We start from the raw sequence: 13,826 nt of genomic DNA, 5'->3' as shown, positions 1-13,826 counted from the left end.
CCTAATCAAATAATTGAGACAAGTCTAAGCCTCCAAAAGGATTGTTCGATAGGCTACTTTCTGCCCCTAACAATTCTCTAGCTTGATCCGACTCTAGAAAGGACTCGTAAACACGCGCTGTCATACGAGCATCCTCTAAGCTATTATGAGACTGACCTTGAAATCCAAGAAATGAGGCAACAGTTTGCAATTTGAGATTGGCAATACCGTGTAAATCTGAACTACGACGTTCAAAGGCTTCATCATACAAGTCCACCTTATACTGCAGGCTGTAGTCTAAACCATGCTCTGCTAGAATAGGCAAATCACTTTTAGCAGCATTGTACCCTACCATCGGTAAAGAACCCACAAACTCTTGGAAATCTTTTATGACTTTCTCCACTGGAGGAGCATCTTTTAAGGTCTCAGCTGTAATCCCAGTCAAACCATTGATAAAACTTTTTAATGGGGCGCTGGTATGGACATAGGAATCATAGGCATTGATTTCCTGACCATCTCTAAAACGCACTGCCGATACTTGAATCAAGTGTGTTTGTCCTTCATGCTGATTAAATTCTAAATCAAAAGCAATGTACTCTTCTAATCGTTCCATTCTATACCTCTCCTATACTGTTATTTTAATTGAGCAACTATACTATTTAGAAACAAAAGAAGCCATCAGGTTAGCATTTAACCTAAACAGCTCCTTGATTATCCTCCAAATAAACGAGCAAAAAAGCCTTTCTTAGTGGATTGGACTTCTTCTTTTGCTTGGTCCAGCTCTAGCTTAAGATTTTCTTGATCCTTCATGGCTTGAAGGGTCAATTGTTGCTGCTGATCCAGTTGTTTATCTTTCTCAGCAATCTGACGATCTTTGATGCGCATTTGCTCATCTTTTTCTGATAACTGACGATCCTTGGCTTTTAATTGTTCGTAAAGACGAAGAATTTCTGCATTCTTCTCATCAACCAGAATCTCCATCAGTTCACGTTGCTTGACATCTTCACTGACAGGCTCATCTTCAAAAATCGTTTTTTTATAGATTTCTTCTAGCTTAATCAAGCCACTTCTGGTAACGACTGTTACCCCTTTGTCATTTTTATCTGTGTCTTCTTCTGGTAATTCTTTGACACGATTATTGATTGCTTGGCGAGATAATCCTAAGACCTCTGCAATCTCACTGACGGTCATTTCAATACTCATAATATCCTCTGAAACGTTTTCTAGCTTTTCTTTACTTAAATCTTATCATAAGCTAGAAAAACTGTCAAATTTCCGCTTAAGCTAAGGCCTTCAAAAAGGCTAATAAGACTTGGGCAGAGCGACGTCCAGCTTCGATAATAAACTCATCAAAAGAGATGTTTGCTTCATGGTTGGCATTATCACTCATAGCTCGGATGACTAAAACTGGAAGATTAAGAGCATGCGCTGCCTGAGCAATAGCTGCCCCCTCCATCTCAACAGCTAAAACTTCTGGGAAATGGGACTTAATCACTTCTATCTTATCATTTCCTGCAACAAAACTATCTCCTGTAGCAATCAAACCAAGATGCCAGTTCTGGTCCAATTGAGATAAACTCTCTTGAATTTTAGCAACAAAGGTTTTATCTGATTCGAAATAAAGCGGTTGTTGCGCCATTTGTCCATAAGCATAGCCAAAAGCTGTAACATCCACGTCATGATAGGCTAATTTGTCAGCAATCACGACATCCCCAATAGCAATACCTTCTGATACTGCCCCAGCAGATCCCGTGTTAATCAAAGCATCCACTTGGAAATGATCAGCTAAAATCGCCACACTCATAGCAGACATGACCTTACCAATTCCACTTTCTACAAGAACGACTTCATGAGAAGCAATGGTTCCTGTGTGATAGGTATTGCCTAAAACAACTTGCTCCTGGGCATTGTCTAAATGCTGGACCAGATACGCCAGTTCTTCTGGCATAGCCGCAATAATTCCTATTTTCATTTCAATTCCTTTTCTATTACAAAAGTTTCATTGCTAAGACAAGCAAAATTAAGAGAAAGACGACTGCAAATAAGATTTTATTCAGTTTAGAATTGAAGACATTTCTCTTGGTATTTTCAATGCGACGGCTTTTATGAATAGACGGTTCGACCTGAATCTTCAAGGTTTCCTGGCTAAAACCATGTTCCTTAGGATTGGCATAACCAAAACGGGAAGAAGAGGTTGGTAAAATCTTGGTTTCCTCGTCATCAAGCAAAGGGGGACCCGAAATTTTTTCGCCTCTATTAGCTCTTTCAATCATTTCATCCGTTAATAAAGGTTTACCCATACTGACCTCCTCTATTTTTTGTGCAATTCCCAATATTGAACAGCCATAATTGTCTTGGCATCACAGATATGACCTGATTGGATTAATTCCTTAGCTTCTTCTAGGCTCACTTCAAGGACTTCCAAGGTCTCATCCTCGTCCTGCGGACGCGGATTTTCCACCTTTGTCAAATCGCTTGCTCGGTATAGTTTTAATTTTTCATTACAAAAGCCAATGGCTGAATAAAAGTCATACAAAAGTTCTAATTTCCCTGTATAGGCTGTTTCTTCCTCTAATTCACGAAGTGCTGCTGCCACAGGGTCTGTATTTTCTCCTACTTCCAGTTTTCCGGCTGGAATTTCGTAAGAGACAGCCTCGATGGCTTTGCGGTACTGCTTAACCAAGATGAGTTTTTGTTCATCCGTTACTGCTAAAACACAGACAGCTCCATTGTGGAAAATCAAATCCCGTTGGGCAGTTCCCTTACCTTCTGGTAATTCAACCTGGTCTTGAACCAGTTTAAAAATTGGTCCTTGATAGATTTCTTTTCGACTAAGCGTTTTTTCTTCAAATTCCATGATAGGCTCCTACTGATTCTTAGGATGATGAGGAAGGCGAGTTGCATATTCGTCTTTATTGACCTGACGTCCACGACCAATAGCAATAGCATCCGCTGGAACGTCTTTGGTAATAGTTGAACCCGCACCAACGAGGGAATTGTCACCAAGTTCTACTGGCGCAATAATGGTTGAATTTGAACCAACAAAGACATTGTTGCCAATGACTGTCTTGTATTTGTTTTTGCCGTCATAGTTGACTGTAATGGTTCCAGCACCAAAATTAACCTTGCTACCCACTTCACAGTTTCCAATATAAGTCAAATGACCAGCCTTGGTATTCTCACCGATTGAAGAACCTTTCACCTCAACAAAGTTACCAATATGGACTTGGGCACCTAGAGATGAACCTGGACGAATGTGGGCATAAGGACCGACTGTCACACCGTCTGCAACACTACTTTCCTCAATCATAGAGTTGGTAATAACAGCTCCTGCTCCGATAGTGCTATCCACCACATAAGTTCCATTTGTCAAAACAGTCTCAGCACCAATTTTCGTTCGCCCTTTCAAGGTAACATTGGCTTCAATTTGAACTTCAGGAGCAATCTCAACATCAATATCGATATAAGTTGCTTCTGGATTGACAAAGCTAACACCGTTGACCATGTGCTGATGATTGATACGACGACGCATAACCGACTCAGCAGTTGCAAGAGCCACACGGTCATTTACCCCAAGACTTTCATCAAAATCTTTCAAAGTATAAGCGCCGACTTTTTCACCAGCCTCACGGAAAATGCCAATGACGTCTGTAATATAGTATTCACCTTGAGCGTTATTGGTATTGATATTTTTCAAAGCTTCAAACAAACGCTCGTTGTCAAAAACATAGGTTCCAGTATTAATTTCCTTGATTTGCTTTTCAAAATCTGTAGCATCCTTCTGCTCAACAATGCGAAGAACTTCAGCATTGTCATTACGCACAATTCGTCCATAGCCAAAAGGATTATCTGTTTCAGCAGTCAAGATAGTGGCCACATTTTTATGATTGATGTGGAAATCAATCAAGTTTTTCAAGCTTTCACCTGTGATTAAAGGAGTATCCCCTGCAATAACCAAGGTGTGACCTGACAAACCTTCTAGGATAGGCTCTGTCATCATAACTGCATGGCCAGTCCCTAACTGTTCAGATTGAGTCACAAATTCTGTCTGTCCAGCCAAGACCTGCTCAACCAATTCCGCCTTGTGTCCTACAACTGTTACTGTCTTTTCAGGTTGGATAGCTCCCACACTACGGAAAACATGTTCCAACATAGAAATACCCGCAACCTTGTGCAACACTTTTGGCAAATCAGATTTCATGCGAGTCCCTTTACCCGCTGCTAAAATAATGGCATAATTTGACATAATCTTCTCTTTTCTCTAGAAATTCCCTTTTATTATACCATATTTCAAATCATTCCGCGCCCTTGAATGAAAAAATGCTCTAAAGTCCTTTATTAACCCATTTTTTGAGTATTTTTTTTGATTTTTTCTCATTTTTAAGGTAAAATTATGAGATATGAGAAAGAAAATAAATCCGCTTATTTTGTTTGGTTTTTTTGGGATTATGATTTTCATTTTAATCCTGAATCGCCCTCGTTTTGAGGACCATCCTGTAAAAACAAAGTCAAATATCGCGCAAGTAGAAACGCAAGCGCTACACAATATAGATAAACCGGTAATTGATGTTTCTGGTTGGCAGCGTCCTGAGGAAATCAATTACGATACTCTGTCCCAAAACATTTCTGGAGCTATTGTTCGCGTCCATAGTGGTGCTCAAACGTCCAAAGAGAACGATGCTTCCTATGTTAATGGTGTTGATAAGGCCTTTAAGACCCATATTACCGAATTTCAAAAACGAAACGTCCCAGTTGCTGTCTATGCCTATGTAGCTGGAAAAAGTGTCCAAGAAATGGAAAAGGCTGCTGAAGTTTTTTATAACGCTTCATCGCCATACAGCCCTAGCTACTATTGGCTAGACGTAGAAGAAAAAACCATGTCCAATATGAACGAAGGTGTTGAAGCCTTTCGAGCAAAACTAGAATCACTAGGTGCTAAAAATATTGGAATCTACGTTGGAGTCTACTTCATGGAAGAACACAGTATTGATACAGACAAGTTTACCTCTGTTTGGATTCCTTCCTATGGTTCTGACTCAGGATTTTACGAAGCTACTCCTAAGACTGATTTAGATTACGACATTCACCAGTACACGTCTAAAGGAAAAATTGCTGGCTTTGACCACGATTTGGATATCAACGTTATCTCTTCCTTAAAGAACAAAGAAGAAACCTTTAGAAAACTCTTTTTAAAACCTTAAAAGCATTTGTTTATCATTTGCTTTTTCTTTTTGTGTTTGATTGTGTTACAATATAGTAAGGATTTTTTGAAATAGAAATAGTTGGAGGAAAAATATGCTTTCATGGTTAGCACGTGTTATTAAAGGGATTGTCATTGCTCTTGGATTTATCTTACCGGGAATTTCCGGAGGGGTTCTAGCAGCAATCCTAGGAATTTATGAACGAATGATTGGTTTTCTGGCTCATCCCTTTAAAGACTTTAAAGAAAATGTTTTGTATTTTATACCAGTTGCCATTGGTATGCTTCTGGGAATCGGCTTATTTTCCTACCCGATTGAATACCTGCTTGAAAATTATCAGGTCTTTGTCTTATGGAGCTTTGCGGGTGCCATCATTGGTACGGTTCCTAGCCTCCTAAAAGAATCAACTCGAGAATCTGACCGAGACAAGATTGATTTAGCTTGGTTCTGGACAACCTTTATTATTTCTGGATTAGGACTCTATGCCTTAAATTTTGTCGTTGGAACCTTGAGCGCCAGCTTTCTGAATTTCGTCCTAGCGGGTGCACTACTGGCTCTAGGCGTGTTGGTTCCTGGCCTCAGTCCATCAAATCTACTTTTAATTTTGGGCCTCTATGCTCCTATGTTGACTGGTTTTAAAACCTTTGACCTCTTGGGAACCTTCTTCCCGATTGGAATTGGAGCAGGCGCAACTCTCATCATTTTTTCAAAATTGATGGATTATGCCCTAAATAACTACCACTCACGCGTCTATCATTTCATCATCGGTATCGTCCTATCAAGTACTCTCTTAATCTTGATTCCGAATGCAGGAAACGCTGAAAGTATCCAATACACTGGTCTTTCTCTTGTTGGGTATGTCATCATCGCCTTCTTCTTTGCTCTGGGAATCTGGCTTGGTATTTGGATGAGCCAATTGGAGGACAAGTATAAATAATGGCAAAAAAAGTTAAAATCAAAAAAACATTGGTGGAACAAATCCTGTCTAAAGCAGGTATCCCACATCAGGGGATTCAAATCAATGCCCTAGAAGGAGAGCTTCCTCAAGATTATGAACGAGATCAGATTTTCAAAACCTTGGCTCTTTTGGGAGACAAGACAGGACCGATTATCGGAATTGTCCCTATCACCCAACACTTGTCTGAAAAGAAACTAGCTAAAATTTCTGGCAATAAAAAAGTGAGCATGATTCCACAAAAAGACTTGGAAAAAACAACTGGTTACATTCATGGAGCCAATAATCCTGTCGGAATTCGTCAGAAACACAATTACCCCATTTTTATCGATAAGATCGCTCTAGACTTGGATCAAATGATTGTCTCTGCTGGAGAAGTTGGTCACAGCATTATCGTCGCACCACAAGACTTGGCTAGCTTTGTAAAGGCCGACTTTGCAGATATCTTGGAGGACAGTAAGTAATGAAACTCTACTTTGTCCGCCACGGTCGTACAGTCTGGAACCAAGAAGGACGCTTTCAAGGTGCTAGCGGAGATTCTCCCCTTCTTCCTGAATCTATTGACACCCTAAAACAACTAGGGCAGTATCTCAAGGATATTCCTTTCGATCAGATTTATTCAAGTGATTTACCTCGAGCGGTCAAATCTGCTGAAATTATCCAAAGTCAACTCCAGACACCCTGTCCTTTAGAAAGCGTTCCTAATCTCCGTGAATGGCAGCTGGGGAAGTTGGAAGGTTTGAAAATTGCAACCTTGGAATCTATTTATCCCCAACAAATCCAAGCCTTTCGTTCTAATCTAGCTAAGTTTGACACAAAAATGTTTGGAGCCGAATCCCTCTATAGCACCACACAACGGACCATCCAATTTATCAAATCATTAAAAGATAGTCCAGCTGAGTGTATTCTAATTGTCGGCCACGGCGCTAATCTTACTGCTAGTCTTCGTACTCTTCTAGGTTATAAAGAGCCTCTTCTTCGTAAAGATGGCGGTCTAGCAAATGCCAGCCTAACCATTCTAGAAACCCATGATTTTGAAACATTTACTCTCGATACTTGGAATGATACTTCCTATCAATAACAGAACTTGATTTTAGCGTCAAGTTCTTTTTAGTTTTTAAAGATTATCCGTGAATTTCTTGCTTATTTATGATAAAATGGGAGTATCGCAAAAAATGACTCATCGTATTCAATTTTGAGTAAAACTAGGAGGATCCCATGTCAACAGAACATATGGAAGAACTAAATGACCAGCAGATCGTTCGCCGTGAAAAAATGGCTGCACTCCGTGAACAAGGAATTGATCCTTTCGGAAAACGTTTTGAACGCACTGCAAATTCACAAGAATTAAAAGATAAATTTGCCGACCTCGATAAAGAACAATTACACGATAAAAACGAAACAGCTACTATCGCAGGACGCTTGGTAACCAAACGTGGTAAAGGTAAAGTAGGTTTTGCCCACCTTCAAGACCGCGAAGGTCAAATCCAGATTTACGTTCGTAAGGATGCTGTCGGTGAAGAAAACTATGAAATCTTCAAAAAAGCAGACCTTGGTGACTTCCTTGGTGTCGAAGGTGAAGTGATGCGTACCGATATGGGAGAACTCTCTATCAAAGCTACTCACATCACTCACTTGTCTAAAGCACTTCGCCCACTCCCTGAGAAATTCCACGGTTTGACAGACGTTGAAACAATTTACCGTAAACGTTACCTTGACTTGATTTCTAACCGTGAAAGCTTTGAACGCTTTGTCACTCGTTCAAAAATCATCTCTGAAATCCGTCGTTACCTTGATCAAAAAGGTTTCCTTGAAGTCGAAACACCTGTTCTTCACAACGAAGCTGGTGGTGCTGCTGCCCGTCCATTTATCACTCACCACAATGCCCAAAACATTGACATGGTGCTTCGTATCGCGACTGAGCTTCACTTGAAACGCCTTATCGTTGGGGGTATGGAGCGTGTCTATGAAATTGGCCGTATCTTCCGTAACGAAGGAATGGATGCCACTCATAACCCTGAATTTACTTCTATCGAAGTTTACCAAGCTTATGCTGACTTTCAAGATATCATGGACTTGACGGAAGCTATTATCCAACACGCTGCTAAGGCAGTTAAGGGTGATGGTCCAGTAAACTATCAAGGAACTGAAATCAAAATCAACGAACCATTTAAACGTGTTCACATGGTAGATGCTATCAAGGAAATTACTGGTGTAGACTTCTGGCAAGATATGACTTTCGAGGAAGCTAAAGCTATCGCTGCTGAGAAGAAAGTTCCAGTTGAGAAACATTACACTGAAGTTGGTCACATTATCAACGCCTTCTTTGAAGAGTTCGTTGAAGAAACCTTGATTCAACCAACGTTTGTCTATGGTCATCCAGTAGCTGTGTCTCCACTCGCTAAGAAAAATCCTGAAGACGACCGCTTTACTGACCGTTTTGAGCTCTTCATCATGACCAAAGAATACGGTAATGCCTTTACCGAGTTGAACGACCCAATCGATCAGCTTAGCCGTTTCGAAGCCCAAGCTAAAGCTAAAGAACTTGGTGATGATGAAGCAACTGGTATTGACTACGACTACATTGAAGCCCTTGAATACGGTATGCCTCCAACAGGTGGTTTGGGAATCGGTATCGACCGTCTCTGCATGCTCCTAACTGATACAACCACTATCCGTGATGTATTGCTCTTCCCAACAATGAAATAAATTCTTATCCTCTGGTACTTGCCAGGGGATTTTTTGATGCAAAAAGAGACTGAGTAAAAACTCAATCTCTACTTTTCACTTCTTTAGTTGCTACATCTTCTCCAAACCATTTTTGGCTGATTTCCTGGAACTTTCCTTCTTGGTATAGTTCGATAAAGGCCTGGTTTAATACTGTTAATAATCTTTTATCAGCTGGTCTAACTCCGACCGCAAAGGATTCACTTTCAAATCCTGCTGAAAAGACATTGTAGTCATTTAATTTACCCTCAGACTGGAGATAGTAATTAGCATACACTCGGTCAATCAACAAGGCATCAATTCGGTAATTTTTCAAATCAATCAAGGCCTCATTAAAACTCTGGTACTGATTAGCCTTCTGGTCTTTGACACGATTTTTCAGTAAATCTGGCTGGGCTTCAAAGTCTAAATAACCAGAGGAACCGGCTTGGGCTCCCAAGGTCTTATCCTTCATATCCTCTACTGAATGAATTTGCTGGCTTTTCTTCGCAACCAGAACTTGCTGATTTTCCATATATGGAATGCTAAAGGCAACCTTCTCTCGGCGTTCATCAGTGGCAGAATAGCCATTCCAGATGGCATCTATGGTTCCGTTTTGCAGTTCTGTCTCCTTCATATCCCAGTCGATTGGTTGAAATTGAACCTTAAAACCTAATTTTTCAGAGACAGCTTGTGCTAAGTCAATATCAAAGCCCGTATATTGGCCATTCTTTTCTTCAAAACCCATGGGTACAAAGGTATTATCAAAACCAATGGTTATACTCCCCTGCTCTTGATATTTATCCCAGTTATCCTGCTTTGGATTACTAGCCTTTTGAATACAAGCTGTTAAAAAAAGAGTCAGGATAGAAACCAATACTAAAGCAATTTTCTTATTAGTCATCGGCACCTCCTACTTGGGCTCAACCTTGAGAATCTGATCTGCGATGTTTTCAGCGAATTGTAAATCATGAGTAACCACAATCTGCGTCATTCCAAGTTCCCTATTTTGTAAGATAAGTTTTTCCACTTCCAAGCGCAATTCTGGATCAAGTGCAGAAGTTGGTTCATCGTAACCAATGATTTCTGGGTCAATCATCATAGCACGCGCCAAGGCCACCCTTTGCTTTTGCCCACCAGATAGTGAGAAAGGATAGGCATCTGCGTGCCCTGCCAGTCCCAACTGTTCCAGGAGCCCACACGCCTTCTTCTCAGCCTCTTGCTGCTTCATTCCCATGGTTTTTACGGGCGATAAGGTCAAATTATCTAGAACTGATAAATGAGGAAAAAGTTGAAAATCTTGGAATACAAATCCCAGTAAATTCCGCTTCTCTAGTTCATCCAGTTCTAAAGATTCTCCATTATAAAAGATTTGCCCTGAATCAATGGTTTCAAGACCCGCAAGCATACGTAAGAGGGTTGTCTTACCTCCACCAGAAGGCCCAACGATAGCTAGGATTTGCTTTTCAGGAATTTTTAGACTGAAATTGGATAAAATTTGCTTTTCACCAAAGACTTTATTGATATTTCGTAATTCTAACATGGCAGCCTCCTATCTATAGTAACTGTACTTCTTCTCAACCTTTTTGGCAAGAATGGTCACAATACCAATCAAAATCAAGTAAATGGCTCCTGCCAAGAACATTGGGACCAGACTAGCATCACGGTTGGCAGCTGTTCGACTCGCCAAGATAAGGTCTGAAATGCCTAGAGCATAGACCAGAGAGGTATCCTTGACCAAACTCATAACTTCGTTAAAGACACTGGGAAGAACAATCTTGGTCACCTGAGGCAAAATAATATAGCGCACTGTGTCAAAAGAATTAAACTTCAAGACCTTGGCGGCCTCATATTGACCTTTAGGAATGATATCAATTCCTCCACGGAAGATTTCAGCAAAGTAAGCTGCATAATTGAGAACAAAAGCAATGATAGCCGCAGGAAGACGGTCCAAACGAATCCCAATACTTGGCAGCACATAATAGATAAAGATTAATTGCAAGAGCAAGGGTGTTCCCCGCATAATCCAAATATAAATATTAATCAGATGATGGAGGGGCTTCCAATGGACTTGCAAGGCAAAGGCAATCAAAACGCCCAAGGGAATAGAAAAAATCAAGACCAGTGCAAAAACCTGCAAAGTCATGCTTGCACCACTCAATAAACTCGGTAATATCTCAAACAAATAAGACATACTGCACCTCCTTAAAATAATTGTTCCTATTATAGCATAAATAAACAAAATAACCAAGAATTTTTGTAAAAAAATTCTCTTTAAAAAGAAAAACTATATCTATCAAAAATGATAAGATACAGTTTTAAAAATATATTCTTACAATGTCTCAAACAATTCTTGCATTTGCACATCATCTGGAACCAGTTTTAAGTAAGCTTGAGCATTGACTTTTGCTTCCTCAAAGTAGCCCAATTCACGCAAGAGATAGATATAGTGTTCCAGAAACTCTGGATTGTCCTTTAAATCTCCTGCCAACTCTTGGTACAGCTCATAGGCAGTATCCAAATCGTCCATTTCTTGATAGGAACGAGCAATCATCCACTTGGTCAAGAGATTTTCTGGCTCCTCACTTTGCAAGTCTAGAATATCCTCATAACGCTCCTGCTCCAGATAAATAGTTGCTAGACGGAGTAAGATTTCTTCCGTATCCTCAGCATCTCCTTTAGCAGTAAGGAGGTAATTTTCTGCACCACTAGCATCATGCAATTCATAAGAAAATTGTGAAGCTGCTAACAAGAGTCTTGTTTCAAAAGGATTTTTCTCCAAGCCTTGCTTGGCGATACACAGGGCTTCTTGAACTTGATGTTCCTTATGTAAGGCCTGACTGTAACCATACTCATATCCCTCAAAGTCAGGTGATATAGTATCAAGCTGCTTAAAGTAGAGGACGGCCTTTTGATATTCTTCTTGATCAAAGTAAAGACTGGCCAACTCAAAAGCCGTTAGGTCATCGTATTCTAACTCCAGGGCTTTTTCTAAAAACTCTACAGCTGTTTCAAATTTCCCTAACTGAGCATAGGCAAAGCCAATTCGTTGATAGGTAGAAATGCCTGTTTGCTCATAAATAGTACGATTATCTAACTGGGCATAGCCTTGAATGGCCTCTTGGTAATTTTCCAACTCACTATCCAACTCTGCTAAGCCCAATATCAAGAGAGGATCTTCTGAGTAAGTCAAGGCCTCCAATAATTTCTCACGCGCCACATCTGTCAAACCTTCCAACTGGTAAAGGTCTGCCTTCAGAGCCAAAGCCGAAATATACCAGTCACTGTCAGCTTGGATTTCCTCAAGATAAGCAAAGGCTTCTTCGATTTGACCATCCTCGCTAGCAATAGCTGCTAGATTAAGATGAACCTCTGGGAAATCCTCTACAATTTTCAGGTAAATTTCCTTGGCTTGAGGATAGAAACCAATCCCTTCTAGATAAGTCGCTAATTCATAAAGAAGCTCACTTGGATCATTTTCTAAAGCTTTGACGAAATAATGCTCTGCCTTAACTAAATCTTGCTCTTCCAAAGCCTGTAACATCTGTTGACTATTGTTCACTCTTTACTTCCTCTCCCTCTAGTTCATATAGACCACTGACTACCTTATACCATTCAAAAATCGCTGAAATAACAACCTTAGCAGAGGCATAAACCGGAATACCGAGCAAGACTCCCCAGATACCAAACATGGATCCTGAAGTTAACAAAACAAAGAGAACATTAATAGGATGGATGTTTAATTGACTTCCCAAAATCAATGGAGAGACAAAACGACCTTCAATAGTTTGTTCTACGATAAAGACAATCACTACTTTCAAAAGCATAACTGGCCCAGCAATCAAGCCCAATACTAGGGCAGGAAGCATAGCTAAGAAGCTACCCAAATAAGGAACCAGATTTAAAATACCAGCAGTAACCCCCAACGTAACTGCATAGCGTAGACCAATGATCTTGAAGAAGATCATAAACATTACCGCAACAATAATAGCCACTGTTACTTGTCCTCTAACATAATTAGACAACTGCTGATTCACATCTGATAAAACTTGTCCAACAGGTTCTTTCAATTTCGTTGGGATGAATTGGGTCAAATAGTGACGTAGGCCTTTTCCATCACGCAAAAGATAAAAGAGCATGAAAGGAACGATAATCAAGGCAACAATCACTTGAGAAGCCCCGCTAATAAAGGCGCTCACCCAGTTGACTGCCTGAGATGAAACCTTACTTGCCCAAACTGTAGCCTGACTTGAGAAGTTGGTCAAAACTTGTTCTAACTGAGGTCTAAAATCATCTGGTAAACGCTTGGTTACCAAATCGTCAATAACCCTGTCAGCATCTTCGAGATAGATTGGTACATTTCTTGCAAATGTTAAAACTTGACGTTGCAGATTTGGAATCGCTACTGCCAAGCCCCAAATGATAAAAAGAGCGATGATGACAAAGACAATAGTGATAGCTATAACACGATTAACCTTATGCTTCTCCATCCAATCAACAATAGGATTTAATAAATAATATAGCAAACCAGATAGAATAACTGGCAACATCACGACTGCCAAAAAGTCTAAAACAGGTGAAAATAAAAAACTAATCTTACTTAAAATAAACAGATTGAGTCCCAATAATAAGGTTACCAAAAATACCGTAATGGCCTTGTTATCCAAAAACCACTTGAAAAACCAAGATAGGCTAAAATGTTTCTCTTTTTGTTCCATATATAATTCCTTTCTGTCGTCCTTTCATTATACCATTTTTAGGCCAAAATAACTCTTTTTTAAAGTGCTTACATGGAGACTGCGACATAAAAAATCTCCTCAAAAGAGGAGATTTGATTAGTCTTGAATATGACGGTCTAAGTTCTTCTGATAATCAGCATTGGATTTGGCTTTTTCATCAGCAAATTTCGGCTCTATAATATTTGTAGTGGGTAAATCCCCTATGGATATTATGGAGCCTATTTTGTTGTAGAAAAAAAGTCCCAT

Annotated in this window: 16 protein-coding genes; 5 read left to right on the top strand and 11 right to left on the bottom strand. The window is 40.0% G+C overall.

Going from position 1 to position 13,826, the window contains the following annotated elements; all coding sequences use genetic code 11:
* Position 1: 1 nt before the first annotated feature.
* The 6 genes from M1G12_RS00080 to glmU all read right to left on the bottom strand — a co-directional run bounded on the left by M1G12_RS00080 (position 2) and on the right by glmU (position 4,225).
* Positions 2-592: a 3'-5' exonuclease gene (locus M1G12_RS00080; RefSeq protein ID WP_214614724.1), complete on the bottom strand. Its 591-nt coding sequence runs from the start codon at positions 590-592 to the stop codon at positions 2-4.
* A 98-nt stretch (positions 593-690) separates the two neighbouring features.
* Positions 691-1,182, bottom strand: a complete 492-nt coding sequence (gene rocS, locus M1G12_RS00075) for a chromosome segregation protein RocS (RefSeq protein ID WP_000021242.1) — start codon at positions 1,180-1,182, stop codon at positions 691-693.
* 76 nt (positions 1,183-1,258) lie between these two features.
* On the bottom strand, positions 1,259-1,951 hold the full coding sequence (locus M1G12_RS00070; protein WP_214614723.1) for a 5'-methylthioadenosine/adenosylhomocysteine nucleosidase: 693 nt from the start codon (positions 1,949-1,951) through the stop codon (positions 1,259-1,261).
* Positions 1,952-1,967: 16 nt separating this feature from the next.
* A complete protein-coding gene (macP, locus tag M1G12_RS00065; protein ID WP_227325763.1) occupies positions 1,968-2,279 on the bottom strand; it encodes a cell wall synthase accessory phosphoprotein MacP in 312 nt (103 codons plus the stop codon).
* 11 nt (positions 2,280-2,290) lie between these two features.
* Positions 2,291-2,836 (bottom strand): NUDIX hydrolase, encoded by a 546-nt coding sequence (locus M1G12_RS00060; RefSeq protein WP_079252864.1) that lies wholly within the window; start codon positions 2,834-2,836, stop codon positions 2,291-2,293.
* A 9-nt stretch (positions 2,837-2,845) separates the two neighbouring features.
* On the bottom strand, positions 2,846-4,225 hold the full coding sequence (glmU, locus tag M1G12_RS00055) for a bifunctional UDP-N-acetylglucosamine diphosphorylase/glucosamine-1-phosphate N-acetyltransferase GlmU (protein ID WP_078238387.1): 1,380 nt from the start codon (positions 4,223-4,225) through the stop codon (positions 2,846-2,848).
* Positions 4,226-4,379: 154 nt separating this feature from the next.
* Here glmU and M1G12_RS00050 point away from each other — a divergent pair, with 154 nt between their 5' ends.
* The 5 genes from M1G12_RS00050 (at position 4,380) to lysS (ending at position 8,844) form a co-directional block, all read left to right on the top strand.
* Entirely contained in the window at positions 4,380-5,180 is an 801-nt protein-coding gene (locus M1G12_RS00050) for a glycoside hydrolase family 25 protein (RefSeq protein WP_247949180.1), read from the top strand.
* Between the two features lie 94 nt (positions 5,181-5,274).
* Positions 5,275-6,117 (top strand): DUF368 domain-containing protein, encoded by an 843-nt coding sequence (locus tag M1G12_RS00045; protein WP_078238385.1) that lies wholly within the window; start codon positions 5,275-5,277, stop codon positions 6,115-6,117.
* Positions 6,117-6,599: an aminoacyl-tRNA deacylase gene (locus M1G12_RS00040; RefSeq protein ID WP_049500383.1), complete on the top strand. Its 483-nt coding sequence runs from the start codon at positions 6,117-6,119 to the stop codon at positions 6,597-6,599. The genes M1G12_RS00045 and M1G12_RS00040 overlap by 1 nt, the downstream gene beginning before the upstream one ends.
* A complete protein-coding gene (locus M1G12_RS00035) occupies positions 6,599-7,216 on the top strand; it encodes a histidine phosphatase family protein (protein WP_247949179.1) in 618 nt (205 codons plus the stop codon). The genes M1G12_RS00040 and M1G12_RS00035 overlap by 1 nt, the downstream gene beginning before the upstream one ends.
* 137 nt (positions 7,217-7,353) lie before the next feature.
* Positions 7,354-8,844 (top strand): lysine--tRNA ligase, encoded by a 1,491-nt coding sequence (lysS, locus tag M1G12_RS00030; RefSeq protein ID WP_247949178.1) that lies wholly within the window; start codon positions 7,354-7,356, stop codon positions 8,842-8,844.
* A 61-nt stretch (positions 8,845-8,905) separates the two neighbouring features.
* Here lysS and M1G12_RS00025 read toward each other — a convergent pair whose 3' ends face one another.
* The 5 genes from M1G12_RS00025 to M1G12_RS00005 all read right to left on the bottom strand — a co-directional run bounded on the left by M1G12_RS00025 (position 8,906) and on the right by M1G12_RS00005 (position 13,559).
* Positions 8,906-9,745, bottom strand: coding sequence for an amino acid ABC transporter substrate-binding protein (locus M1G12_RS00025; RefSeq protein ID WP_247949177.1), 840 nt, complete (start codon positions 9,743-9,745; stop codon positions 8,906-8,908).
* Positions 9,746-9,754: 9 nt separating this feature from the next.
* A complete protein-coding gene (locus M1G12_RS00020) occupies positions 9,755-10,384 on the bottom strand; it encodes an amino acid ABC transporter ATP-binding protein (RefSeq protein WP_020902749.1) in 630 nt (209 codons plus the stop codon).
* A gap of 9 nt (positions 10,385-10,393) precedes the next feature.
* Complete coding sequence (locus tag M1G12_RS00015) at positions 10,394-11,035, bottom strand: amino acid ABC transporter permease (protein ID WP_247949176.1); 642 nt, start codon at positions 11,033-11,035, stop codon at positions 10,394-10,396.
* A gap of 138 nt (positions 11,036-11,173) precedes the next feature.
* Entirely contained in the window at positions 11,174-12,403 is a 1,230-nt protein-coding gene (locus tag M1G12_RS00010) for a tetratricopeptide repeat protein (protein WP_247949175.1), read from the bottom strand.
* Positions 12,393-13,559 carry an AI-2E family transporter gene (locus tag M1G12_RS00005; protein ID WP_247949174.1) on the bottom strand — a complete coding sequence of 389 codons (1,167 nt, stop codon included), beginning with the start codon at positions 13,557-13,559 and terminating at the stop codon, positions 12,393-12,395. The genes M1G12_RS00010 and M1G12_RS00005 overlap by 11 nt, the downstream gene beginning before the upstream one ends.
* Between the last annotated feature and the right edge of the window lie 267 nt (positions 13,560-13,826).

This window comes from Streptococcus mitis, assembly GCF_023110375.1.
In the GTDB taxonomy this organism is placed as follows: domain Bacteria; phylum Bacillota; class Bacilli; order Lactobacillales; family Streptococcaceae; genus Streptococcus; species Streptococcus mitis_CI.
This window is presented reverse-complemented; position numbering and strand designations above follow the sequence as displayed.

Coding starts and splice junctions, on each gene's coding strand:
- M1G12_RS00080 (WP_214614724.1), bottom strand. CDS start 592: ATGGAACGATTAGAAGAGTACATTGCTTTTGATTTAGAATTTAATCAG.
- rocS (WP_000021242.1), bottom strand. CDS start 1,182: ATGAGTATTGAAATGACCGTCAGTGAGATTGCAGAGGTCTTAGGATTA.
- M1G12_RS00070 (WP_214614723.1), bottom strand. CDS start 1,951: ATGAAAATAGGAATTATTGCGGCTATGCCAGAAGAACTGGCGTATCTG.
- macP (WP_227325763.1), bottom strand. CDS start 2,279: ATGGGTAAACCTTTATTAACGGATGAAATGATTGAAAGAGCTAATAGA.
- M1G12_RS00060 (WP_079252864.1), bottom strand. CDS start 2,836: ATGGAATTTGAAGAAAAAACGCTTAGTCGAAAAGAAATCTATCAAGGA.
- glmU (WP_078238387.1), bottom strand. CDS start 4,225: ATGTCAAATTATGCCATTATTTTAGCAGCGGGTAAAGGGACTCGCATG.
- M1G12_RS00050 (WP_247949180.1), top strand. CDS start 4,380: ATGAGAAAGAAAATAAATCCGCTTATTTTGTTTGGTTTTTTTGGGATT.
- M1G12_RS00045 (WP_078238385.1), top strand. CDS start 5,275: ATGCTTTCATGGTTAGCACGTGTTATTAAAGGGATTGTCATTGCTCTT.
- M1G12_RS00040 (WP_049500383.1), top strand. CDS start 6,117: ATGGCAAAAAAAGTTAAAATCAAAAAAACATTGGTGGAACAAATCCTG.
- M1G12_RS00035 (WP_247949179.1), top strand. CDS start 6,599: ATGAAACTCTACTTTGTCCGCCACGGTCGTACAGTCTGGAACCAAGAA.
- lysS (WP_247949178.1), top strand. CDS start 7,354: ATGTCAACAGAACATATGGAAGAACTAAATGACCAGCAGATCGTTCGC.
- M1G12_RS00025 (WP_247949177.1), bottom strand. CDS start 9,745: ATGACTAATAAGAAAATTGCTTTAGTATTGGTTTCTATCCTGACTCTT.
- M1G12_RS00020 (WP_020902749.1), bottom strand. CDS start 10,384: ATGTTAGAATTACGAAATATCAATAAAGTCTTTGGTGAAAAGCAAATT.
- M1G12_RS00015 (WP_247949176.1), bottom strand. CDS start 11,035: ATGTCTTATTTGTTTGAGATATTACCGAGTTTATTGAGTGGTGCAAGC.
- M1G12_RS00005 (WP_247949174.1), bottom strand. CDS start 13,559: ATGGAACAAAAAGAGAAACATTTTAGCCTATCTTGGTTTTTCAAGTGG.